General features: G+C 73.3%; 17 protein-coding genes. 11 read left to right on the top strand and 6 right to left on the bottom strand.

What is annotated here, in order from left to right; translation table 11 throughout:
* Positions 1-77: 77 nt before the first annotated feature.
* The 4 genes from ABZ573_RS21030 (at position 78) to ABZ573_RS21015 (ending at position 4,632) form a co-directional block, all read left to right on the top strand.
* Entirely contained in the window at positions 78-200 is a 123-nt protein-coding gene (locus tag ABZ573_RS21030) for a hypothetical protein (RefSeq protein WP_358120124.1), read from the top strand.
* A gap of 5 nt (positions 201-205) precedes the next feature.
* Positions 206-1,912 (top strand): ABC transporter ATP-binding protein, encoded by a 1,707-nt coding sequence (locus tag ABZ573_RS21025; protein ID WP_358120121.1) that lies wholly within the window; start codon positions 206-208, stop codon positions 1,910-1,912.
* Positions 1,909-3,765: an ABC transporter ATP-binding protein gene (locus ABZ573_RS21020; protein WP_151455834.1), complete on the top strand. Its 1,857-nt coding sequence runs from the start codon at positions 1,909-1,911 to the stop codon at positions 3,763-3,765. Before ABZ573_RS21025 ends, ABZ573_RS21020 begins: the two co-directional genes overlap by 4 nt.
* A 99-nt stretch (positions 3,766-3,864) precedes the next feature.
* On the top strand, positions 3,865-4,632 hold the full coding sequence (locus ABZ573_RS21015; RefSeq protein ID WP_358120117.1) for a DUF2071 domain-containing protein: 768 nt from the start codon (positions 3,865-3,867) through the stop codon (positions 4,630-4,632).
* Here ABZ573_RS21015 and ABZ573_RS21010 read toward each other — a convergent pair.
* Positions 4,624-5,103, bottom strand: coding sequence for a winged helix-turn-helix domain-containing protein (locus ABZ573_RS21010; RefSeq protein WP_358120114.1), 480 nt, complete (start codon positions 5,101-5,103; stop codon positions 4,624-4,626). The genes ABZ573_RS21015 and ABZ573_RS21010 overlap by 9 nt on opposite strands.
* A 357-nt stretch (positions 5,104-5,460) precedes the next feature.
* Here ABZ573_RS21010 and ABZ573_RS21005 point away from each other — a divergent pair, with 357 nt between their 5' ends.
* A complete protein-coding gene (locus tag ABZ573_RS21005) occupies positions 5,461-9,843 on the top strand; it encodes a S8 family serine peptidase (protein ID WP_358120111.1) in 4,383 nt (1,460 codons plus the stop codon).
* A gap of 88 nt (positions 9,844-9,931) precedes the next feature.
* Here the strand turns inward: ABZ573_RS21005 and ABZ573_RS21000 are convergent, their stop codons facing one another.
* The 3 genes from ABZ573_RS21000 to ABZ573_RS20990 form a co-directional block, all read right to left on the bottom strand.
* The gene (locus ABZ573_RS21000; protein WP_358120108.1) at positions 9,932-10,582 is read right to left on the bottom strand and encodes a winged helix-turn-helix domain-containing protein; all 651 of its coding nucleotides are present in this window, start codon (positions 10,580-10,582) and stop codon (positions 9,932-9,934) included.
* A gap of 399 nt (positions 10,583-10,981) precedes the next feature.
* Entirely contained in the window at positions 10,982-12,787 is a 1,806-nt protein-coding gene (locus ABZ573_RS20995) for a serine hydrolase domain-containing protein (RefSeq protein ID WP_151457370.1), read from the bottom strand.
* Between the two features lie 13 nt (positions 12,788-12,800).
* On the bottom strand, positions 12,801-14,621 hold the full coding sequence (locus tag ABZ573_RS20990; protein WP_358120105.1) for a glycoside hydrolase family 3 protein: 1,821 nt from the start codon (positions 14,619-14,621) through the stop codon (positions 12,801-12,803).
* A gap of 176 nt (positions 14,622-14,797) precedes the next feature.
* On the opposite strand from ABZ573_RS20990, the gene ABZ573_RS20985 reads away from it, so the two are divergent.
* From ABZ573_RS20985 to ABZ573_RS20975, 3 genes are all read left to right on the top strand, one after another.
* Positions 14,798-15,373 (top strand): RNA polymerase sigma factor, encoded by a 576-nt coding sequence (locus tag ABZ573_RS20985; RefSeq protein ID WP_225852509.1) that lies wholly within the window; start codon positions 14,798-14,800, stop codon positions 15,371-15,373.
* A complete protein-coding gene (locus ABZ573_RS20980) occupies positions 15,366-16,085 on the top strand; it encodes a hypothetical protein (protein ID WP_151457373.1) in 720 nt (239 codons plus the stop codon). The genes ABZ573_RS20985 and ABZ573_RS20980 overlap by 8 nt, the downstream gene beginning before the upstream one ends.
* Positions 16,086-16,326: 241 nt before the next feature.
* A complete protein-coding gene (locus ABZ573_RS20975) occupies positions 16,327-16,755 on the top strand; it encodes a hypothetical protein (RefSeq protein WP_358120099.1) in 429 nt (142 codons plus the stop codon).
* 208 nt (positions 16,756-16,963) lie between these two features.
* Here the strand turns inward: ABZ573_RS20975 and ABZ573_RS20970 are convergent, their stop codons facing one another.
* Complete coding sequence (locus tag ABZ573_RS20970) at positions 16,964-17,989, bottom strand: alpha/beta hydrolase (protein ID WP_327028492.1); 1,026 nt, start codon at positions 17,987-17,989, stop codon at positions 16,964-16,966.
* Positions 17,990-18,341: 352 nt separating this feature from the next.
* Here ABZ573_RS20970 and ABZ573_RS20965 point away from each other — a divergent pair, with 352 nt between their 5' ends.
* A complete protein-coding gene (locus tag ABZ573_RS20965; protein WP_151457514.1) occupies positions 18,342-19,847 on the top strand; it encodes an aminopeptidase P family protein in 1,506 nt (501 codons plus the stop codon).
* Between the two features lie 160 nt (positions 19,848-20,007).
* Here the strand turns inward: ABZ573_RS20965 and ABZ573_RS20960 are convergent, their stop codons facing one another.
* Positions 20,008-21,390 carry a hypothetical protein gene (locus tag ABZ573_RS20960; RefSeq protein WP_358120095.1) on the bottom strand — a complete coding sequence of 461 codons (1,383 nt, stop codon included), beginning with the start codon at positions 21,388-21,390 and terminating at the stop codon, positions 20,008-20,010.
* A 984-nt stretch (positions 21,391-22,374) separates the two neighbouring features.
* Between ABZ573_RS20960 and ABZ573_RS20955 the strand changes: the two genes are divergently transcribed.
* Both ABZ573_RS20955 and dmpG read left to right on the top strand, forming a co-directional pair.
* Positions 22,375-23,322, top strand: coding sequence for an acetaldehyde dehydrogenase (acetylating) (locus ABZ573_RS20955; protein ID WP_358120092.1), 948 nt, complete (start codon positions 22,375-22,377; stop codon positions 23,320-23,322).
* Entirely contained in the window at positions 23,319-24,329 is a 1,011-nt protein-coding gene (gene dmpG, locus ABZ573_RS20950) for a 4-hydroxy-2-oxovalerate aldolase (protein ID WP_132239853.1), read from the top strand. The genes ABZ573_RS20955 and dmpG overlap by 4 nt, the downstream gene beginning before the upstream one ends.
* Positions 24,330-24,383 lie beyond the last annotated feature (54 nt).

The following is a 24,383-nucleotide window of genomic DNA, read 5'->3' as shown; positions in this document are numbered from 1 at the left end:
TAACCTGGCCCTCGATCGCTGGGAGGGCGCAGCTCGTGCACACATCGTCGTTTCTCCGGGTCGCGTGCGACCCCGGGGTGCGGACCCTGAACCCCACCTGGGCCGACGTCACCACCTGGGCCGACGTCACCGTGCCGGCCGGCTGCGGCGCCCCGTCCGCCGGCCGGCCGGGCGTCCCCGTCGCGCCCGTCGGGGCCTGACGCACATGGCAGCCGAGAAGATCAGCGGCGGGACGGTCCTGCGCCGCGCCCTGCGCCGCCAGCGCGGCCGCGTGGTGGCCGGCACCGCACTGCTCTGCACCCACCAGGCCACCGAGGCCCTCGTCCCGGTCGCGATCGGCGTGATCATCGACCGGGCGGTCGCCACCGGGGACGTACGGGCGCTGCTGCTCTCCCTCGCCGGTCTCGCCGTCCTGTTCACCGTCCTCGCCTTCGCCTACCGCACCGGCGCCCGCCTCGGCTACGCCGCCCTGGAGCAGGAGGCCCACCTCCTGCGCGTCGAGATCGCCCGCAGCGCCCTCGACCCGCGCGGCAACCGCTCCGGCATGCGCGACGGTGAGCTGCTGTCCGTCACCGCCTCCGACGCCGAGTTGACCGCGCTCGTCGTACGGGTCGCGGGGCTCTGCGCCGCCGCGCTCACCGCCATCGCGGTCTCCGCCGTCGCGCTGCTCGTCGTCGACGTCCCCCTCGGGCTGGGCGTGCTCGTCGGCGTGCCGCTGGTGGTCGTCGCCCTACAACGGATGGCGCCGCTGCTCAGCCGGCGCAGCGCCGCGCAGCAGGAGGCCCTCGCCGCCACGACCTCGCTCGCCGTCGACCTCGTCACCGGCCTGCGCGTGCTGCGCGGCATCGGCGCGCAGGACCACGCCGCCCGCCGCTACGCGGCCGCCAGCCGCCACGCCCTCGACGTCACCCTGCGCGCCGCCACCACCAAGGGCCTGCACCTCGGGCTCACCACCACCGTCAACGGCCTCTTCCTCGCGGCGGTCGCCGGGGTCGCCGGCTGGCTCGCGATCCAGGGCCGGCTCACCGTCGGCGAACTCGTCGCCGTCGTCGGGCTGGCCCAGTTCGTCGCCGAGCCCGTGCAGACGCTGGGCTGGTCCGTGCAGCTGTTCGCCATGGCCCGCGCCAGCGCCGGGCGGGTCGCCCGGGTGCTCGGCGCCGAGCCGCTCACCCGGCCGGGTACCGCCGGGCCACCCGCCCCGGACCCGGCGCGGCTCACCCTCGACGCGGTCGGGTACGCCGGACTCGACGGGCTGTGCCTGCGGGTCGGCGCCGGTGAGGTCCTGGGTGTGCTCGCCCACGAGCCGAGCGAGGCCGAGGCGCTGGTGACGCTGCTGTCCGGCCGGGTGCCCCGGGAGGACTACCGGGGCACGCTGTACGTCGACGGCGTGCCCGCCGAGGACCTGCACGTCGACGCCGTACGCGGCATTCTCCTGGTCGAGCAGCACGACGTGGCGTTGTTCGAGGGGACGCTGCGCGCCAACCTCGCCGCTGGCGCCGACGCCGACGAGGCGGTCCTGCGCGCCGCCGTACGCGCCGCGGCGGCCGAGGACGTGCTCGCCGCCCACCCGCACGGCCTCGACCGGCTGCTCACCGAGCGGGGCGCCAACCTCTCCGGCGGGCAACGGCAGCGGATCGGGCTGGCCAGGGCGCTCGTCGCCGACCCGCCGGTGCTGGTGCTGCACAACCCCACCACGGCGGTCGACGCGGTGACCGAGGCACTGCTCGCCGAGGGGCTGACCTCGGCCCGCGCGGCGGCGGCCCGCGGCACGGTGCTGATCACCAACAGCCCGGTCCTGCTGCGCAGCACGCACCGGGTCGTCGTGATCGACCGCGGGCGGGTCGTCGCCGAGGGCCCGCACGAGCACCTGCTCGCCAGCGACGCCCGCTACCGGGAGGAGGTCCTGCGATGACCGACGAGTCGAGCACGCCCGGCCTGCGGACCAGGCGGCTGCTGCCCACGGCCACCGCGCGGCAGACCTGGGCCGCCCTCCGGGTCGAGTTCGCCCGGCTGCCCGGGCTCAGCGCCGCCGCCGGCACGTTGCTGGTCGCCGCGGCGGCGGCCGGGCTGGTCGCCCCCTGGGTGCTCGGCCGCCTCGTCGACGACGTCATCGCCGGTGCCGACACGCCCCGCATCGTGGCCTGGGCAGGGGTGATCGCGGGCGCCGCGGTGCTCGCCGGCCTCCTCACCGCGATCGGCGCCGCGCTCACCGCACGCCTCGGCGAGACCGTGCTGGCGCGGCTGCGGGAGCGGGTCCTCGACCGCGCCCTGCACCTGCCGTCGGCCACGCTGGAGCGCGCCGGCACCGGGGACCTGGTGGCCCGCGCCGGCGACGACGTGGCCGTGGTGACGAACGTGATCGCCACCAGCGGACCCGCCTTCCTCGGCGCGCTGCTGTCCATCGTGCTGACCGCGGCGGGGCTCTTCGCCCTCGACTGGCGGCTCGGCCTCGCCGGGCTGGCCGCCGCCCCCGCCTACGCGTTGGCGCTCTACTGGTACCTGAAGCGGTCCGTCCCGTACTACGCGCGCGAGCGGGTGGCGACCGGCGAGCGGGCACAGGCCATGGCGGGGGCGCTGCGCGGCGCCGCGACCGTGCGCGCGTACCGGATGGAGGACGCACACGTCGATCGGATCGCCGATCGCTCCGCCACGGCCCGCGACCTGTCGTTGGAGATCTTCGGCCTGCACACCCGGTTCGGGCTGCGGATCAACCGGTCCGAGTTCGTGGGGCTCGCCGCCGTACTGCTCGCCGGTTTCCTGCTGGTCCGCGACGACCTGGCGACCGTGGGGGCGGCGACCACCGCCGCCCTCTACTTCCACCGCCTCTTCAACCCGATCGGCCTGCTGCTGCTCCAGTCCGACTCCGTGCTCCAGGCCGGGGCGAGCCTCGCCCGGCTCGTCGGCGTCACCACACTGCCCGACACCGCCGCGCCCGACGGCTCCGGGCCCGCCCGTGCGGAACGGCCCGGGACGGGCGCGCTCGAACCCGCGGCGCTGGAGGTGGTCGTCGACCGGCACTGCTACGACGACGGACCCGTCGTGCTGCGGGACGTCGCCCTCCGTCTCGCACCGGGGGAACGCGTCGCCCTCGTCGGCGCGAGTGGCGCGGGCAAGAGCACGCTCGCCGGTGTCGCCGCCGGAATCATCGCGCCCACCAGCGGCTCGGTCCGCTTGCGCGGCGTGCCGCTGACCCACCTGGACGAGCACCGCGTCCGACGCGAGATCGCGCTGATCAGCCAGGAGGTGCACGTCTTCGCCGGGACGCTCGGCGACGACCTGCGCCTCGCCGACCCGGACGCCACCGACGCCGAGATCACCGCCGCGCTCGACCTCGTGGGCGTCGCCGACTGGCTCCGTACCCTGCCCGACGGTCTCGACACGTGCGTGGGGGAGGGCGGTCGGCACGTCACCGCCGCCCAGGCCCAGCAGCTCGCCCTGGCTCGCCTCGTCCTCGCCGACCCCGCCGTCGCGGTCCTCGACGAGGCCACCGCGGAGGCCGGCAGCGCGGGCGCGCGCGACCTCGACCGCGCCGCCACGGCGGCCACCGAGGGCCGTACCACGCTGATCGTCGCCCACCGCCTCAGCCAGGCGGCCACCGCGGACCGCGTCGTCGTCCTGGAGCACGGGCGCGTCGTCGAGCACGGCACGCACGAGCAGTTGCTGGCGGCCGGGGGCGGGTACAGCCGCCTGTGGCGGTCCTGGAGCACGCCCGATCCGGTCCTCCCCAGGGGGCGCGAGGGCGAGGAGGCCGCCGCTCGTCGTTGACCGGCCGCGCGTCGGCGCGCGTCGCCGGCGACGCCCAAGGCGGCAGACCGGACGCTGCCGGGGTGACGTCGCCCGCCCCGGCGGGGCAGGATGGGGTACGTGCACATCGAGCCGGTCGACGCCGCGCCCGAGCAGGCGTTCCGGCGCGGGATCCTGCGGCAGCGCTGGGAAGACCTGACGTTCCTGCACTGGGCGGTCGCGCCGGAACTCGTCGCGCCGCTGCTGCCCGAGGGAACCCACCCCGACACCCTCGACGGGGTCAGCCACGTGGGTCTGATCGGCTTCCGGATGGTGGGGCTGGGCCTCGGCCGAGGGCCGGGGATCCCGTACTTCGGCAGCTTCTGGGAGACCAACGTCCGGCTCTACTCGGTGGACGACGCCGGCCGGCGCGCGGTGGTGTTCCGATCGCTCGACGCGTCGCGGCTGGTCCCGGTGCTGGTCGCCCGGGTGACCCTGGGGCTGCCGTACATGTGGTCGGCGATGCGGTTGGTCCGGGACGGCGACCGCCGCACCTACCGGTGCCGGCGCCGCTGGCCCGGCCCGGTGGGCGCGACGAGCCGCATGGTGGTGCGGGTGGGGGAGCCGGTCGCCGACCCGACCCCGCTGGAGCACTTCGTCACCGCCCGCTGGGGGCTGCACACCCGGGCGTACGGGCGGACGCTGCACCTGCCGAACTGGCATCCCCGCTGGCCGCTGCACCGGGCGGAGCTGTTGCACCTGGACGACGAACTGGTCGCCGCCGCCGGGCTGCCGCCGCCCGCCGGGGCGCCGGTGAGCGTGCTGTATTCCCCCGGCGTCCCGGTCCGGTTCGGCCCGCCGGTCGCGCGGGGCCGGACCCGGGCTGCCCAAGTCAGGCAGTCATCCTGAACCGCTGACCTTCGGCTGCTGATGGTCGGTCAGCCGGAACCCGACGCCGCGCACCGCGTCGATGGCCACCCCGGTGCCGAGTTCGTGGAGCTTGCGACGCAGCCGCTTCACCAGGGACTGCACGTCCGCCCTGCGTTCCCGGCCCTCGTCACGCCAGACCGAGCGGTGCAGCTCGGCGTAGCTCCACACCCGGATCGGCTCGGTGGTCAGGCAGGCCAGCAGGTCGTGCTCGAGGCGCGTCAGGCCGATCTCGCGGCCCCGGCTGCGGGCCGTCGACCGGGCCGAGTCGATCAGCAGCGCGTCGTCGTCGGCGGTCGGCGGGCGCGCGGACGCCGCCGGGGCGGGCCCCGGCGGCGCCGCGATCAGCCGGCGCAGCTCGTCGAGGTCGGCGACCAGCAGCAGCGGCGCGACCCCGTCGAGCCGTTCCGCGAGTCGTATCCGCTCGGCCGCCGACGGCGTCACCGCGATCACCAGCGGAAATGGTTCGTCGGCCGGATCTGGTCCGCCCGGCGCAGTGCTTTCGTCGCGTGCCCCCACAGCACCCACCCGGAAACTACGGGCAGCCTCTGCCCATCTTCGTCATGACCGTGACAATCATTGGCAAGCTCCCCATTCGCCGGCCAACGGCTAGTGACAAATTGCTTACGGCAAGTTCTTGATCGCCCATTCTTGTCGATCATAGTGTCCAGACGGGCAGCCGGCGTGACCCGCGCGGTGCCCTGGGGGGCATGGAGGGGTCGGATCCCGCTCATCCGAACGGAGACGAGCCCCTGCACCCTCCACCATGGCTCGTTCCACTCTGGGTCGTTCTGGAGGAGGCACCACCGAATGTTCACACGTCCACCCACCAGGCGCTGGGCCAGATCACTGGTCAGCGCCGGTGCGGCGATGATCCTCGCCGCGACAAGCCTGGCCGCGACAGGGTCAGGCGCACAGGCCTCCCCGTCCGACAAGATCCGGCCAGAGCTCACGAAGGCACTCCAGGGCAAGACGGAGGGCGACTTCTGGATCCGCTTCAAGGACAAGGCGGACCTCAGCCAGGCCGCCGCCATCAAGGACTGGGCCAAGCGCGGTACCGCCGTCGCCGACGCCCTGAAGAAGACCGCCGCCGGCAGCCAGTCCAAGATCCGGGCCGAGCTCGACGGCACGGGCACGAAGTACGAGACCTTCTGGGCGACCAACGCGATCAAGGTCAGCGGCGGCTCCCTGACGATGGCGCAGAGCTTCGCCGCGCACGCCGAGGTCGAGGGCCTGTACGCCCCGGTCGCCTACAAGGTGCCGGAGGTCTCCGAGGGCACCGACGAGAAGACGGTGAACGCCCTCGAGTGGGGCATCGCGAACATCAACGCCGACGACGTCTGGTCCCAGTACGGTGCGAAGGGCGCCGGCATCACGGTGGCCAACATCGACACCGGGGTCCAGTTCGACCACCCCGCGCTGGTCAACTCCTACCGGGGCAACAACGGCGACGGCACGTTCGACCACAACTACAACTGGTACCGCGCCACCGGCTCCTGCGCCGCGCCCTGTGACACCAACGGCCACGGCACGCACACGATGGGCACGATGGCCGGCTCCGCCGGTGCGAACCAGATCGGCGTCGCACCCGACGTGAAGTGGATCGCGGCCAACGGCTGCTGCCCGAGCGACGCGGCGCTGGTCACCTCCGGCCAGTGGATGCTCGAGCCGACGGACCTCAACGGCCAGAACCCGGACGCGAGCAAGCGCCCGAACATCATCAACAACTCGTGGGGAACCACGCTGCCCTCCAACGACCCGTTCATGGAGGACGTGACGCTGGCCTGGACCGCGTCGGGCATCTTCGGCGTCTGGTCCAACGGCAACAGCGGATCGGCCTGCCAGACCAGCGGCTCACCGGGCAGCCTGGTCAGCAACTACTCCGCCGGCGCCTACGACGTCAACAACAACATCGCCAGCTTCTCCTCCCGCGGCGCCGGCCAGAACGGCGAGATCAAGCCCAACATCGCGGCGCCCGGCGTGAACGTCCGGTCGAGCATTCCGGGCGGCGGGTACGCCAGCTACAACGGCACCTCGATGGCCGCCCCGCACCTCGCGGGCGCGATCGCGCTGCTGTGGTCCGCCGCTCCGGCGCTCGTCGGCGACGTCAACGCCACCCGCGCGCTGCTGGACAACTCGGCGACCGACAAGGCCGACACCCAGTGCGGTGGCACCACCGACGACAACAACGTGTTCGGCGAGGGCCGCCTGGACGCGCTCGCGCTGCTCAGCGCCGCCCCGATCGGCGACACCGGCACCCTGGCCGGCAAGGTCACGGACGCGACCACCGGCGCCCCGATCGCCGGCGCCACGGTGACCCTGACCGGCGCGGCGGACCGCGAGCTGACCACCGGGGCCGACGGGACGTACTCGTCCCTGCTTCCGGCCGGCGACTACCAGGTCGCCGTGGCGGCGTTCGGCTACCAGGCGAAGACCACGCCGGCCACGGTCGCCCGCAACGCGACCACGACCGTCGACGTGGCGCTGACGGCGGTGCCGAGCGTCACCGTCAGCGGAACCGTCACCGACGGCTCCGGGCACGGCTGGCCGCTCTACGCGAAGGTGACCGTGCAGGGTCAGTCGGGCGTGTCCGACTACACCACCCCCGTCAACGGCCGCTACAGCCTCAAGCTGCCGGCCGGCGCCACCTACGACCTGAAGGTCGAGTCGCAGTACCCGGGCTACCAGACGGTGACCAAGCAGGTCGTGGTCGGCACGGGTAACGCCACGGCCAACGTGGCGGTGCCGGTGCAGACCAACGCCTGCACGACCGCGCCCGGCTACCGCTTCGGCTCCGACGGCAAGTACGAGACCTTCGACGGCAGCACCGTGCCGGCCGGCTGGTCCGTGGTGGACCACGCCGCCAGCGGCCAGGTCTGGAAGTTCACGGACGACGGTGCCCGGGGCAACCTGACCGGCGGCACCGGCAACTTCGCGATCGTCGACAGCGACGAGTACGGCTCCGGCGGCAAGCAGGACACCTCGCTCGTCAGCCCGGTCGTCGACCTGACCGGCGTCACCGCACCGGTCATCCGGTTCAACCAGGACTACAACTGGCTGGGCAGCGACCGCGCCGACGTCGACCTCAGCCTCGACGGCGGGACCACCTGGACCAACGTGCTCCGGCAGGCGGCCGACGTCCGTGGCCCGAAGGTGACCGAGGTCGCCATCCCGCAGGCCGCTGGCCAGGCTCAGGCGCGGGTCCGGTTCCGCTACTACGACGCCTCGTACGAGTGGTGGTGGTCGATCGACAACGTCCTGATCGGCAGCCAGCTCACCTGCACGCCGGTCGATGGCGGCCTGGTGCTCGGCCACGTCCGCGACAAGAACGACAACGGCTACGTCAACGGCGCCACCGTCACCAGCGACGACCGGCCGGCGGAGAAGGCCACCACCGTGGCGACCCCGGACGACACCGGGCTGGCGGACGGCTTCTACTGGCTGTTCTCGACGCTGACGGACACCCACAAGTTCACCGCCCGGGCCGGCAACTACGTCAGCCAGAGCAAGCAGGTCGACGTCCAGGCCGACTGGGCCACGGCGGCGAACTTCCAGCTCGCGGCCGGCCGCCTGTCGGTCAAGCCGGCCCAGGTCACCGGCACGGCCCGGATGCCCAGCGGCAAGGTCACCAAGGCGTTCACGGTGACGAACACCGGCGGGGCCCCGGTCTCCGTCGAGTTCAGTGAGCGCGCCGGCGGGTTCGAGCTGCTGCGGGCCGACGGTTCCCGGATGAGCAAGCAGGAGGTGCTCGGCTCCCAGGGCGCGCCGGTGCAGCGGCTCGAGGTCCCGACCTCGTTCGCGGCGAAGACGTCCGGCAAGTCGACGGCGGCGGCGTCGCCCGAGGCGGGCCCGCAGGCCGCGCCCTGGACCGACATCGCCAACTACCCGGCCGTGGTGATGGACAACCGGGTGGTCAACCTGGGCGGCAAGGTGTACTCCATCGCTGGCGGCACCGGCTCGGCGTCCTCGGCGAAGAACTACGCCTACGACCCGGTCGCGCAGACCTGGACCGCGATCGCCGATCTGCCCGGCGCGCGTACCGCCATGACGGTGGGCGTCCTGGACGGCAAGATCATCGCGACCGGCGGCTGGGCGGCGGCCGGCCCGGACGGCACCACCTGGTCGTACGACCCGGCGGCCAACACCTGGACGGAGAAGGCCGACAACCCGGCGCCGCGCTCCGCCGCGGGCCAGGCGGTCGCGGGCGGCAAGCTGTACGCCATCGGTGGCTGCACCACGGCGTCCTGCACGCCGATGTCGAACGACGTCGTGCGGTACGACGCGGCCAGCGACAGCTGGGAGACCCTGGCGGACTACCCGAAGTCGGTGGCCTTCCTCTCCTGCGGCGGGATCGACGGCATCGTCTACTGCACCGGAGGCAACGACGGCTCCGTGGCGCAGAAGGCGAGCTACGCCTACGACCCGGGCGCCAACACCTGGACGGCCATCGCCGACGCGCCGGCCGACAACTGGGCCAGCTCGTTCGCCGTGGCCAACGGGAAGTTCCTGGTCGTCGGCGGCTCGCAGGGTGGCGCCATCACCAACGTGGGCTTCGCGTACGACCCGGCCACCTCCTCGTGGTCGAGCCTGCCGAACGCCAACACGGCGCGCTACCGCGGCGGCGCGGCGTGCGGCTTCTACAAGGTCGGTGGCTCCTCCGGCGGCTTCACCGCGACGCGGGACAGCGAGGCGCTGCCCGGGTTCGAGGAGTGCGCCGTCAGCACCGCCGACGTCAGCTGGATGACGATCGACAAGACGGCGGCCACCCTGGCGCCGGGCGAGGCCGTCACGGTCAACGTCGGCATGACGGCGAACGTGGACCAGCCCGGCACCTACACCGCCTCGGTCGCCATCAAGGAGAACACCCCGTACACGGTGGAGCCGGTGGCGGTCACGATGAACGTGCTGCAGCCGACCACCTGGGGCAAGCTGACGGGCACGGTCACCGGGACGAGCTGCCAGGGTGCCAGCTCGCCGCTCCCCGGTGCCACCGTGCAGGTCGACTCGTGGGCGATGTCCTGGACGTTCGCCACGGACGCCGAGGGCAAGTACGCCTACTGGCTGGACCGTCGGAACAACCCGTTGACGATGATCGTCGCCAAGGACAACTGGAAGCCCCAGACCCGGCAGACGAGGATCAACACCACCACCCCCACGGTGGAGGACTTCGGGTTGTCACCCGTCCGCTGCTGACACCGACCGTCAGCTGACAGATCCGGCCCGCCTGGTTCCGACCAGGCGGGCCGGACCGCGTCGGAGGACCTCGAAGAGGCCGGACGGGTCAGAGCGACGCGAGACGGAAGCCGACCCCGCGGACCGCGTGGATCGACGCCGAGGCGCCCAGCCGGGCGAGCTTGTGTCGCACCCTGCGCACCACCGAGTGCATGTCGGAGCCACGCCCGAGGTGCACGTTGCCCCAGACCTCGAGGTGCAGCCGCTCGTAGGTCCAGACCTGCCCGGGCGCGCCGACCAGGCACCGCAGGAAGTCGTGCTCCAGGCGGGTCAACTCGACCTCGCGGTCCAGCCAGCGCAGCACCCGTCGGTCGGAGTCGACGCACAGGTCGGGCGGCGGCGGTGTCCCGACGCCCTGCCCGGGCTCGGCCGTCCCGACAGGTTCGGCTGCCACGACAGGTTCGGCTGCCACGACAGGTTCGGCTGCCACGACAGGTTCGGCTGCCACGACAGGTTCGGCTGCCACGACGGGTTCCGCTGTCACGACGGGTCCGGCTGTCACGACCGGTTCGGCCGTCACGACGCGTTGGGCCGTCACGACGGGCCCGGGCGGAAGCACCGGTGTGCCGGGCACGCCGAGGAACGTGCGCGCCTGGTCGACGCTCGAGACGATCAGAAGCGCCTCGGTCCCACCGAGCAGACGCGCGAGCTGCCTGCGTTCGGCCGGCGAGGAGGCAATGCCGATGACCAGCGGAGCCACCCCCCTCATTCCCACCCCTTCCGGTTCCCCACCCACCCCGGGGACAGATCCAGCCACGACGCCGATCAATCGGTTCACTGACCCTAGTGGTGGCTCGTCTCGCTTCGGTTAAAAACGGTGACGCGTAGGCGTCGATAAATTGACTGCATTCGGCGGGCCGAGTCGGGTCGTGGCCCTTCATGGCGGCTTGACCCTGTTCGACGCGATGTGTTCTCCGGACGCGCGGTTTCGGCGACCGACAATGGCTCGGCAGGTGCGACCGGAAACCCCGCGTCGGGTCCGGCGAATCGTCACACCTCGGCCGGCGCCGCCGGCGTTTTCGAAACTCCTGTCACGCTGCGGCGCCCGGCCGAGCGGTGGTGGCACGGGCGACGCGGGCCGGCGCGCGCCGTGGTCCGGTCAGGTGCGGGCAGGCGACCAGCCGACGGGAACGAGCCGGGCGGCGTCGGCGCCCTCGCCCTGGAAGAGCAACCCGTCCCGGTCCGCCGCCACGATCCGGTCGACGTAGACGCCCCGACCCTGGCTGGAGGCGTCGGTGGTGCTGCTGAAGCGCAGGTGGGTCGCCCGGTCGGGCAACTCGACCGAGACCTGCCACCAGACCCGGCCGCCGTGGCCGGTGACCGTGCCGTCACTGCTCCACCGCCGGTCGGCGTGGCGCAGCAGCAGTCGTCCCGGGGCCCACGTCGCTCCGCCGTCGGTGGAGACCTCGAAGCGGGCGCTGTCGAAGCGGGGCTCGGTGTCGTACCAGAGCAGGAAGCTCGCCGTGCCGCCCCGCGCCGGCCGGCGCAGCGGGGCCGTGAGGGTGACCGTCGCGAGGTCGCGCGGGTCGGCCCGCCACGCCTCGCGGGACCGGGGTCGCACCGGCATCGCCTCGGCGAGATCGCGCGCGACGGCGCGCCGGGCGACGTTGTTGCTGCCCCAGCCGCGGTCGGGGTGCACCCGGTTGCTGAGCAGGATGACGAACGAGTGGGAGAGTGGGTCGACGACGATCGACGTCCCGGTGAAGCCGGTGTGCCCGAACGCCACCGGGGAGGAGAGCCCCATCATGTACCAGTGCTTGTCGAGCTCGAAGCCCAGCCCGCGATCGCTCTCGGGGTAGGCCTGCTCCAGCGGGGCGTTGTAGTTGACCAGCATCGCGCGCACCGTGTCCGCGCGCAGGATGCGTCGCCCCCGGTACTCGCCGCCGTTGAGCAGGGACTGGCAGAGCACGGCCAGGTCCGCCGCGGTGGAGAACACCCCCGCGTGCCCGGCGACGCCGCCGAGCGACCACGCGTTCTCGTCGTGCACCTCACCCCAGACCATGCCCCGTCCGGCGTACGGCTGGTACTCGGTGGCGGCGATCCGCGACCGCCGCTGCGGCCCCGGGTTGTAGCCGGTGTCGGTCATGCCCAGCGGGGCGGTGACGCCGTCGGCGACGAGCGCGGCCAGCGGGCGGCCGGTCACCCGTTCCACCAGCACGCCCAGCGCGATCAGCCCGAGGTCGGAGTACACGTACCGGGTACCGGGCTCCGCACCGGGCGCGAGCGGCGTGGCGAGCGCGGCGGCGAACCGCTCCGCCGGCGTCGGGTACCTGCTCCACAGGGGGACGAAGGCGGGCAGCCCCGAGGTGTGGGTGAGCAGCATCCGTACGGTGACCGTCGCCTTGCCGCCGGCGGCGAACTCCGGGACGTAGCGGGCGACCGGCGCGTCGAGGTCCACCCGTCCCCGCTCGACCTGCTGCATGACCACGATGGTGGTGAACAACTTCGACACCGACGCCAGGTCGAAGATGGTGTCGGGCCGCATCGGGATCTGCTCGTCGGCGGGGAGTTCCACCCCTGCCAGCCCGGGCGGCGGACCGACGGCGGCGTACTTCACCGCGGCGCCCACCGCGGCGTGCTGCACGACCACGCCGTCCTTGGCCGCCAGGACCACGGCGCCCGCGTACGCGGGATGGCCGGGGTGGTCCGGCGTCGGCTCGAGGTACGCCGCCAGGTCGGCGGGCATGCGGTCCACGTGCTCGGGGAGCAGACCGACCTGGCGGGCGTGGCCGGGCCGCAGCGTGTCGTGCCGGAAGTGGATGTCGGCGGGCGTGACGACCGGCGGCGCCGAGCCGGCCGGCGGCGGCGTGGCCCCGGCCGCCGTGGCCGGCAGGGCCGCGCCCAGGACGGCCACGGTCAGGCCGATCGCGAGTGGTCGGAGCGCGGGTGGGCGGAGCGACGACATGGTGGGTTGCCTCCTACCAGCTCATGCCGTGGCCGTAGGGGTAGAGCACGGTGCCCGCGCCCTCGGCCGTGGGGATCGTGACGGGAAGCCGCCCACGGGGGGACAACTCGCCGTGCAGCGCGCGGACGAGGGCGTCCATCGCCGCCCGCGTGTACGAGTAGGTCGCCAGGTAGGTGGTCACGCCCGGCAGGTACGCGACGTCGTAGGGGTCCCGGACCGCCGCCACCACCACGGGCTTCCCCGTGCCGAGCAGCGCGGCGACGAGACGCCGCTGGGTGCCGCGCGGATCGGTGACGGTCGTGTCCCACGCCTTGTTGGTCAGCACGACGGTGAGGTCGTGCTCGGCCGCCAGCGCGGCCGTCGCGGTGATCGTCTGATCCGAGGGCAGGGTCGCGGGCCGGGCGGTGGCCCGGGCGCCGCGGGCGGTGAACCCGTCGGCGACGGTCTCGACCGGCGCGAAGGCGGCGCTGTTCCAGCCGGTGACCAGCACCGAGCGCTGCCCGGGGCCCAGCGGCAGCAGCCCCGCGTCGTTGCGGACGGCGGTGAGGGTGGGGTCGGTGACCCGCGCCACGGCGGCGAGGTGCTCGGGCGCCCCGACCGTGCGTACGGCCTGCTCGACGTCGACCAGCGGCGACCGGGCGAGGCCCTGCCGGTACTTCATGGCGAGGATGCGCCGGACCGACTCGTCGACGCGCCGCTCGGTCAGCTCGCCGCTGGCGACGGCCCGCAGCACCGCGTCCCGGGCCAGCCGCAGGTCCGGCGGCATCAGGAGCTGGTCGGCGCCGGCCTTGAGCGCCAGCACGGGCACCCGGTCGTCGCCGTACTTGCGCCGCACGCCGGCCATGTTCAGCGCGTCGGTGACGATGACGCCCCGGAAACCGAGCTCGCCGCGCAGCACGCCGGTGAGGATCGTCGGCGACAGCGTGGCCGGGTCGCCGGAGGGGTCGAGCGCGGGTACCACGATGTGCGCCGTCATGATCGATTCGACACCCGCGCTGATCGCCCGCCGGAACGGCGGCGCGTCGATCCGGTCCCACTCCTGTCGGGTGTGGTCGATGACGGGCAGGTCGGTGTGGCTGTCCGTGGCCGTGTCGCCGTGGCCGGGGAAGTGCTTCGCCACCGCGGTCACGCCGGCGCCGTCCTGGAACCCGGCGACCTGGGCGGCGGTCAGCTCGGACACCAGGTGGGGGTCGGCGCCGAAGGACCGTACGCCGATCACCGGGTTGCCGGGGTCGACGTTGACGTCGGCGATCGGCGCGTACGGCTGGTGGATGCCGACCGCGCGCAGCTCGCGTCCGGTGATCTTCGCGGCCTCGTGGGCGGCCCGGGGCGACCGCCCGGCGCCCAGGGCCATCGACCCGGGGAACTGCGCGGCGGGGGCGGGCATGCGCAGCACCACGCCCTGCTCCTGGTCGGTGGAGACGAGCAGGGGCACCCGCCCCTTCGTGCCGTCGCCGACGGCGGCCCGCTGCAACCCGTTGGAGAGGGTGGCGATCTGGCGCGGGCTGTCGAGGTTGTGAGACCACGAGAAGTAGCAGACGCCGCCGAGGTGGAACTCGTCGACGACCTCGGCGGGCGTCTCGACGCCGAACGCCGCGCGGTTGGCGGCGCGGTTGGCGGCCGAGGGTTCGGTGGCGTCGGCGCCGTAGACGTAGGTGGCGAAGAGTTGGCCGACCTTCTGCGCCAGGCTCATGTGCCGCAGTGTCGAGGTGACCCAGCCGTGCTCGCCGCCCGGTGGGCGCGCGGGCGCGGCGGAGGCCTGGACGGGCAGCGGTGCGAGGGTGGTCGACAGGGTGACCACCAGGACGGTCGCGGTAACGAGTCGGGCCTTCATCGACGACGACCTCTCAGTCCGGATGGCTGAAACTTAGCTACGCATCGATGAATCGTCAAGAAGGATTGCTACAGGCCGGGCCGAACCCCGGCGTGGCCGGCGGGACGGCGGAGGATGCGACCGGAGAGCTTTTCGCGCTGCGGCGGAACCCGCAGGGCGCCGGTGGTGTCATCAACGTGTCCCCATCGGAGGTACCCCTGAACGACGAAGACCTGGTCACCCGCGCCCGGGCGGGCGACCTGGAGGCGTACGAACTCCTGGTCGCCCGGCACACCGCGTCCGCGTACCGGACGGCGGTGCTGCTCGGCGCGGGTCCGGACGCGGAGGACGTCATCCAGGAGGCGTTCGTGAAGGGACATCGCAAGATCTCCCGCTACCGGGGAGAGTCGTCGTTCCGGTCGTGGCTGCTGGCGATCGTGGCCAACGAGACCCGCAACCTGCACCGGTCGCGCGGCCGGCGCGACGGGCTCGCCCTGCGCGCGGCCGTGGCGAACCCGCCCGCGGAGATCGGTGAGGACGCCGCCGTCGAGGCCGTCCTCGCCGGGGAACGCCGGGCCACCCTGGTGCGGGCCCTGCGCTCGCTGCCGGTGAAGGACCGTGAGGTGATCGTGTGCCGGTTCTTCCTCGACCTCAGCGAGGACGAGACCGTGACCATGCTGGGCTGGCCGCGCGGCACGGTGAAGTCGCGGACCTCCCGGGCACTGGCGAAGCTCCGCGGCCTGCTCGACGTCGCGGAGGTGCGCCGTGGATGACCTCGAACGCGAACTGCGCGACCTCGCCGCCTGGCTGGAGACGCCCGACCCGCCCGACGTGACCGCACGGGTACGCGCACGCCTCGCCGCGCCCCCGCCGAGGCGACGCCGGTGGCGCCACCTCGTGGCCGCGGCACTCGCCGCCCTGGTCGTGGCGGCGCTGCCGCCGGGTCGCGCGGCCCTCGCCGACGCCGCCGCCGGGCTGCTGCGCTTCGCCGGCATCACGGTCGCCACGACGCCCGACCCGGCGCGTCCCACCGGCGTCGCCTCGCCACTGCCGACGCAGCGGCCCGCCACCGTGGCCGAGGCGCAGCGGAAGGTGCGCTTCCCCGTCCGCACCCCGACGAAGCTGGGCCCGCCCGAGCAGGTGCTGGTCGCCGACCCCGACGGCGCGGGCTTCTGCCGGGTGGCGACGCTGCTCTACCGCGGGGGAGCGCTGCGCATCGACGCCTTCGACGGCCGTCTCGACCTGGCCTTCCACAAGCAGAGCAGCGCGGCGGGTGCCAGCTGGGTCCAGGTCGACGGCGACTTCGCCGTCTGGATCGGCGCCCCGCACCCGGTCTCCTACGTGGATCGCACCGGCGCCGTCCGGGTGGAGACCGCGCGGCTCGCCGCCGCCACCCTGATCTGGCAGGGGGCCGACGTCAGCTACCGCATCGAGGGCGACCTCACCAGGTACGAGGCGATCGAGATCGCCAGGTCGCTGGGTTAGGCGGTCGTGCCGACCCGGGGCCCGGGTCGGGAACCCGGGAGAGCCGGCCGGTGTCCCGACAGTGAGGAAGCACGAGCAGGTCGTCGGGAGGCGTGAGATGGGTTCAGCGCGCAGGGTGTTGCTGGGGGCAGTGGTCCTGTTGGCGGGGTGTACGACAGCGGGACGACCCGCCCCGCAGACCGCCTCTCCGCCCGCCCCGAAGACTGCCTCTTCGGCCGCCCAGCCGGCCGCCTCTCCGGCCGTGACGGCGTCGACGGGCGCGGCTTCGGGCGCCGCCACCGGCTGCGGTTCCCGGGTCGAGACGGGGCCGCTGCCCGACTGGGCGGACGCCGGGTTCAGCGGGAGCACCCGGATGCCGCACGTCCTCGGCGCGCGCGGCGAGATCGTCGCGGTGCTGTTCGGACATCCGCTGAGCCGGTCCAGGAAGCACGGGACGAACAACAAGATCCTCTGGGTCGCCCGTCCCGCCGCGACGCCCCCCGCCGCGACCACCCCGGACGCCCTGCGGATCACCGCGACCCTGGACGGCACCGGAACCCGGGTGACGCGGGAGGCCGCCGGCGGTCCGGGGCCGTCGATCGTCGACCTGCCGCAGGCCGGCTGCTGGCACCTCGAACTGCGCTGGTCCGGGCGCACCGACGTGCTGGACCTCGTCTACGCGGACAGCTAGGCCCGCGGGCCGCCGACCGTGCCGGGGGCGTCGGACCCCGCCGCTCCCACTCGTCCGCGACCAGTTCCAGGGTCAGGGCCGGTGAGATACGCCGACGCCACGGCGAGGGCAGCCGGGTCGACCGGAAGGGCGGTGGCGTCGCCACCGCCGGCCCGGGTCGACGCAGGTCGCCCTCGCCGTGGCGTGGTGCGTGCGGGAGGGGCTCCCGTCAGGGGGCGCAGCCGGTGAGTTCAGGGCTGGACGGGGTGCCGGTGGAGGGGCCGAAGAAGAGCAACGCGCAGGCGCTGAAGAAGGTCGGGTTCTCCTCGGCGATCCAGTGGCCGGTGTCGGGGGCCACGACGGTGCGGACGTCGTCGGCCACCTGCTGGTAGGAGGCGGCGACGGCGGGTCCGAACACGGACTGGGCGCCCATGGCCATCACGGGAATGGTCAGGCGCTTCGACTGCGCGTGGGCCTGGTTGTCGGCGGCGTCGGCCTTGAACGCCCGGTAGTACTCGTATCCCGCCGTCCGCTTCGCCGGGTCGGAATACGCGCGGTAGTAGACGTTGCGGTCGATCGCCGCCGGATGTTGCGCGCGGTCGAAGAGCATTCCCAGATAGGTGGGGACGTCCTCGTTGTCCATGATGCGTTCCGGGATGGGCGCGGGTGAGGCGTTGAAGAGGAAGTGCCAGCTGATCCCGTAGAAGTTCTCCAGTCCGAATCCCGACAGCGGGCTTTCGACGACGCCGATCCGGGTGACCTCGGTGGGGAAGTCGCGGGCGTAGTTGTAGGCGACCATGGCGCCGAGGTCGTGGCCGATCAGGGCCACCTGGGTGAAGCCGAGCTGGTTGACCGCCTGCCGGATCCGGCGTGCCGTGGTGGCCTTGTCGTAGCCGCCGGCCGGGGCCGTGGAGGCGCCCAGGCCGGGCAGGTCGAACGTGATCACGGTGTGCTGCTGGGCGAGGCTGGGCAGCACCTTGTGCCACACCCACGACGTCTGCGGCCAGCCGTGCAGCAGCACCAGCGGCGAGCCGCTCCCGCTGGTGGTGTAACGCAGGGTCGCGCCGTCGACCGTGACGTTGCCCTGGCGTACGGCGTGGCCGCCGACGGGCGCCGCGGCCGGCTCCGGAGGCGGCGCGGGGGCCACGGCCGCGGCACCCGCGCCCGCCCCGCCCACGAGCGCCACCCCGAGCGCGGCCGCGACGGCGATCCGCCTGCCCCGACGACGCGAATCACTGCCGAAAGCTGTCTTCACCGCAGAACTCAACGCAGACAATTGCATGGACACTTCGCTTTCCGTGAGTTGGCGACCGCATCGGACGGTCGGATCAAACAAAGCGGAAACGGCGGCGTTCACAAGCGCGCCACGGATGCCGATCGAGCGGCTTCGGAAATGTTACAACGGATGTCAAGACATCGATCGATTGTGGCGTTTCGGCAAAACTCTCCGGCCCGTGCCGTGGACACAAACGCCGATACCCGCTTACGCGCCGGACGCCCGGCGGTGACGACCGCGACCACGCCTGCCGCCGGGGCGCTCCAGGGGCCACAGTCGAGGGTCGCGGCAGCTTTGCCGTGGCTCCGCGGCGCGTGGCAGGATATCGGCCATGACAAGCGACGAGCAGGTGAAAGCCAGCCACCGTAACACCCCGACGAGCGACGCATTCCGCGCTTTCATCGCCTCCGGCTGGGCCAGTACGGATGCGGCACCTGTCCCGCGCGCGGAGGTCGCCGAGCACGCGGCCCGCCGCCGGGCGGCCTTGTCACGCCGGTTCCCGGGCGAGCGCCTCATCATCCCCGCCGGCGGCCTCAAGGTGCGCAGCAACGACACCGACTACACCTTCCGCCCGCACACGGCCTTCGCCTGGCTGACCGGTCTCGGGTTCGACACCGAGCCCGACAGCGTCCTGGTGCTGGACCCCAGGCCCGACGGCCACGAGGCGATCCTGTTCTTCCGGCCGCTCGCGCCGCGCGACAGCGAGGAGTTCTTCGCGGACTCCCGGTTCGGCGAGTTCTGGGTCGGACCCCGCCCGACGATGCGCGACATCGAGCAGCGGCTGGGCATCGGCACCCGGCACATCGACTCGCTCCCGGACGTCCTGGCCAAGGACGCCGGCGCGACCGTGGTGCGCGTGGTGCGGGGGGCCGACGGCGAGCTCGCCCGGCTCGTCGACGAGACCCGGGCCCAGGCGGAGACGCCCGCGTCGGTCACGCAGCAGCACGAGGCGGACGAGGAACTGGCCCGCCACCTGTCGGGCATGCGACTGTGCAAGGACGAGTGGGAGGTGGGCGAGATGCGCAAGGCGATCGCCGCGACCCACCGGGGCTTCGATGCCATCATCGCCGGGCTGCCCGAGGCCGTCGGCAAGGAGCGCGGCGAGCGGTGGGTCGAGGGTCTCTTCGGTCTGTACGCCCGCCACGACGGCAACGGCATCGGCTACGAGACCATCTGCGCGTCCGGCGACCACGCCAACACCATCCACTGGACGAAGAACACCGGTCCGGTCCGCGAGGGCGACCTCATCCTGGTGGACGCCGGTGTCGAGGTCGACTCCCTCTACACCGCCGACATCACGCGCACCCTCCCGGTGACCGGTCGCTTCACCGACGTGCAGCGCAAGATCTACGAGGCGGTCCTGGAGGCGCAGGAGGCCGGCCTGGCGGCGGTGAAGCCGGGCAACAAGTTCAGCGACATCCACGCCGCCGCGAACGTGGTCATCGCCCGCCGGCTGCACGAGTGGGGACTGCTGCCCGAGGGCGTGACCCTCGAGCAGACCCTGGACCGGGAGAGCGGCGGCTGGCACCGGCGGTGGATGGTCCACGGCACGTCCCACCACCTCGGCATGGACGTGCACGACTGCCAGATGCTGCTGCGCCAGGAGTACATGGACGGCGAGCTGAAGCCCGGGATGATCCTGACCGTCGAGCCCGGCCTGTACTTCAAGGCCGACGACCTGCTGGCGCCGGCGGAGTTCCGCGGCATCGGCGTCCGGATCGAGGACAACGTGCTGGTCACCGAGGACGGTCACGAGAACCTGTCGTCGGCCATGCCGCGTACCGCCGACGACGTCGAGGCCTGGATCGACCGGGTGCGCTCCGGCGCGGGTGCCTGAGCGCCCCGCGACCGACCGGCCGGCACGTGCGGGCGCGCAGCGCCCGGTCGTGCCGGCCCCACCGGCCGTCGCACACCGCTGAGCCCGCCGGGCACCGCGATCCGGTGCCCGGCGGCCGGCGGTACGGGCGCGACAACCTCACCCGGCCGGCGACGGGCGCTCAGCCGCCGTGGAACGTGCAGCCGATCTTCGCGCCGCCGGCCATGCTGACCACCCCGACCCCCGGGTCGGTGCTGCCACGGACGAGGCAGCCGGCGTAGCCGTCCTCGTCGACGACGTCGCGGTCGGCCAGGTAGACCCCCCAGTTGAGGTAGAGGTCCCGCACGCCGCCCGCGCCGTCGGCGAACGGCTCGGCGGCGGGCCGGACCCGGCGTTGCAGCACGTACGGGCCGTCCAGCGCGGCGTCGAGCCGGGCCTGCCACTCGTCGCCGCCCACCGTCCACCCGGCCAGTACGCCGTTGCCCCCGTGCAGCAGCGTCGGCTTCAGGATCAGCTCGTCCTGCCGGGCCCGGGCGTAGGCGAGCAGGTCGACCTCGGCCCCCTCGGGATCGGTGCCGCGCGGGCGTACGTGCCGGGTCCACGGCAGGAGCCGGTCGACGCAGGCCAGCTCGTCGGCGTCGAACAGGTGCCGGTGCCGGTCGTCGGAGAGCATGGCCAGGGTGCCCTTGTTGCCGTAGAGCTCGGCGTCCAGGCGGCTGAACAGGCCGACCTTCTCCTGCTCCGCGGCGACCAGCAGCGGCTCCACCTGGGCCGCCGCCACCGGGTCGGCCAGGTCCTCGGGCAGGAAGTAGCGCACGACGACGTCAACGGCCCGGCCCGCCACGGTCGGCCGGCCCTGCGGGTACGTGAACTGGCCGAGGTGGCAGCCGATCCCCTCGATCCCGTACCCGGCGAGCAGCTCGGCGAACACCTCGAGCCGGCCGCCCACGATGGGGTAGTTCTCCGTCGTGTCCACCACGGCGACGACGGGCGGCCGGTCCGTGGGGATCATCGGGGCGCACTCGGCGTACATCATCCGCACGATGCAGCCCAGCGTGTCCGGGTACCGGAGCCCGTGCCGGTCCACGAACTCCCGCAGCGGCGGGTACGCCAGCATCGCCCGGTTGATGTCGGCGGACTCGAAGCCGCCGAGGGCGCTGGTGAGGTTGAACTCGAGCAGCCGGAACCCCGCGCCGTCGTGGTAGAGGTCGGCGCGGCCCAGCGGGACGAGCGACCCGGCGCGGGCGCCGCGCGTGATCAGCGCCGTCTGCCGGGGATCCATGCCGACGGCCTCGGCCAGTGCGGTGAGGTCCCCGTCGAACACCCGCTCCGGCAGGGCGCGCAGCAGGTCGTAGACCGTGCGGAGGTCCCGGGCGACGGCCCGGCACTCGCTCTCCGCCAGGAAGGCGGGGGCGCTCATGAACCGCTCCCGGTACGGCTCGAGGATGACCGAGTCCAGGGCGGCGGCCGTCGGGTCGTCCGTCGACGCGCTCCGGGCGACGTGCTCGGCGTACGCGCGGCCCAGTGGCGACCTGCTCACTGCGGGCGGCCGGGTGGTCGTCATGGTGTGTCCTCTCGGGGCGGGTGGCGCGTCCGGTTCGGGGCGGGCGGGGCCGGCAGGGGGTGCGGCGGCGGTCGTCGTCCGGCGCCGGTCGGGCTTCGCGGGCGGGTGGGCGGACGTTCCATTCCCTCCCCCTTTCGATCCGCCGATACACCGCCTTCGACAATTCGGCCGGACCGTCCGAAAATGCCGGCACGGTGGAGCTGACGAGGATAGTCGCAAATGGTCGTGGCGGCGTCGAGGGTGAAGTGTCGTCGGCGCCGCGCGACGGATCGGTGACCCGCCGGAGGGCCGCGCGGGCAGCTCGGGCGTACGGCCTGCCCGGAGGCCCTCCGCAGCGCCGCGAGCGGGGCGGGTGGCTGCCACCGCACGTCGCCCGTTCGCGGGCTCTGTGACGGTTCACACTCCAGCCTGGACTGTCGCGAGAGTGACGTAACAGCCGGGTCCACTCGGCGTGGCCATCTGATAGCTTCGATGCCGACGGAACGCTGCGGCTGACGGAGCGCAACGGCCGCATTGGTTGTCGTGCAGGTAAACGGGGGCTTCTTCGGTTAATACGTCGAGACTTCTGAGATCAAGGTATATGTCCGATTGTTGTTCGACTCGGCAATTCCGGCCGAACGGATTCCGCCGAACGACTCCCGGTCACGACGTGTCCCGACATCCGCCCGGCGCACCCGTCTCCCGACTGTCCACCGACCGCGACGCCCGAGGGCGGCCGCGCCGCCGTGGGCGTCGCGCGGGCCGTCCGGGCACCCGCAGCCCGGAGCGGCACCGCGGGGCGGCGACGCCCGGCACGCCGACCCCGCGCGACCGACCCCTGTCGTGTCGCCCGAGGTTCCGCCCGGGACGCCGCGCACTTCGAATGGTGAGGACGACGTACTTGAGAACCTACGACCCGGAATCCGTGAGCCGCGCGACCCGTACCCGCCGATCCCTCGCCCGGCGGTCGTGGACCGGCCGGCTCCGGCGCCCTGGAGGCACGCCTTGAGTCTCACCGCGGACGTGACCGACGCCGAGGTCCGCGTCGTCGAACCCGCCACCGCCACCGCCACCGCCACCGTCGCCGTCATCGGCACCGGGGCGATCGGCCAGGACCTGATCAGCAAGATCCACCGATCCGCCCTGCTGGACTGCCGCCTGGTGGCCGGGCGCAATCCGGACTCGGCGGGCCTGCGGCACGCCGAGCGGTTCGGCTACCCCGTCAGCGCCGCAGGGATCGACGCCGTGCTGGCGGCGGGGGACGCGTTCGACGTCGTGTTCGACGCCACCAACGCGGCGTCGCACCTACGCCACTGGTCGCTGTTGGAGCCGCTCGGCCCGCTGGTGGTCGACATGACGCCCAGCAGGGTGGGCCGGATGGTGGTGCCGACCGTGACCGGGGTGGAGGCGACGACCGGGCGCAACCTCAACCTGATCAGCTGCGGCGGCCAGGCGTCCATCCCGGTCGCGCACGCGCTCGCCGCCCGCTTCCCGGTGAGCTACATCGAGGTCGTCTCGACGGTGGCCAGCGACGTCGCGGGCCGTGGCACCCGGCTGAACCTCGACGAGTACGTGGCGACGACCCGGCACGCCGTCACGACGTTCTCCGGCGTACGCGACGTCAAGGCCATCCTCAACATCAGCCCGGCGGTGCCGCCGGCGACGTTCCGGACGGCCGTGCACGCGCGGATCCCGGGCGCCGACGTCGCCGCGGTGCGCGCGGTAGTCGACCCGGTGGCCGAGCAGGTACGGTCGTTCGCCCCCGGCTACGCGGTGACCGCCTGCACCGTGGTCGACGACCGGGTGACGGTCACCCTCCAGGTCACCGCCCACAGCGACGTGCTGCCCCGGTACGCCGGCAACCTCGACATCATCAACTCGGCCGCCATCCTGGTCGCCGAGCAGCACGCGGCCCGGCTGGGCCGGAGCGCCCGGACGGAGGCGGCCCGGTGAGGAACGTCGTGATCCACGACCCGACGCTGCGCGACGGCCAGCACGCGGTCCGCCACCAGCTCGGGGCCGTCGCCCTGCGGCGGTACGCGGAGGCGGCGGACGCGGCGCGGATCCCGGTGGTCGAGGTCGGCCACGGCAACGGCCTCGGCGCGTCGTCCCTACAGGTCGGTCAGGCCGCGGTCAGCGACGACGAGATGCTGTCGACGGTCCGGGAGGCGCTGCGGCACAGCCGGATGGGCGTGTTCATGCTGCCGGGCTGGGGCACCTCCGACGACCTGCGGCGCGCGATCGGCCACGGCGCCGACGTCGTCCGCATCGGTGTGCACGCCACCGAGACGTCGTTGGCCGAGCGCCACCTCGACGTCCTGCGCGAGGCCGGCGCCGAGGCACACTGCGTGCTGATGATGAGCCACATGGCGTCCCCCGCCGAGCTGGCCGAGCACGCCGCGCAGGCCGTGGCGTACGGCGCGCAGGCGGTCGGGATCATGGACTCGGCGGGTCACTTCCTGCCCGACGACGTCACCGCGCGGATCGGTGCGATCGCCGCGGCGGTCGACACGCCGGTGATCTTCCACGGCCACGACAACCTCGGCATGGCCGTCGCCAACTCGGTGGCCGCGGCGCAGGCCGGCGCCCTGATCATCGACGGTTGCGCGCGGGGCTTCGGCGCCGGGGCGGGCAACACCCAGCTCGAGGTGCTCGTCCCCGTGCTGGAGCGCAGCGGCTTCGCGACCGGCATCGACCTGTACGCGCTCCTCGACGCCGCCGACCTCGCGGAACGCGAGCTCATGCCCGCCCCTCCCGTCACCGCCTCGATGTCCATCGTGAGCGGCCTGGCCGGGGTGTTCTCCGGGTTCAAGCACCGGGTGGTCGAGCTGTCCGGCCGCGCCGGCGTCGACGCGCGCGACGTGTTCTTCGAGCTCGGCAGGCGGCAGGCCATCGCCGGCCAGGAGGACCTGATCGTGGACGTGGTGGCGGAGTTGAGCGCCCGCAGGGCCAACGCGTGACCGGCCGCGCACCGCGGCCCTCAGCAGTGAGGAAAGGCGACATGGGAGTTTCGG

This window comes from Micromonospora sp. NPDC007220 (assembly GCF_040634035.1).
GTDB classification, from domain to species: Bacteria; Actinomycetota; Actinomycetes; order Mycobacteriales; family Micromonosporaceae; genus Micromonospora; species Micromonospora reichwaldensis.
This window is presented reverse-complemented; position numbering and strand designations above follow the sequence as displayed.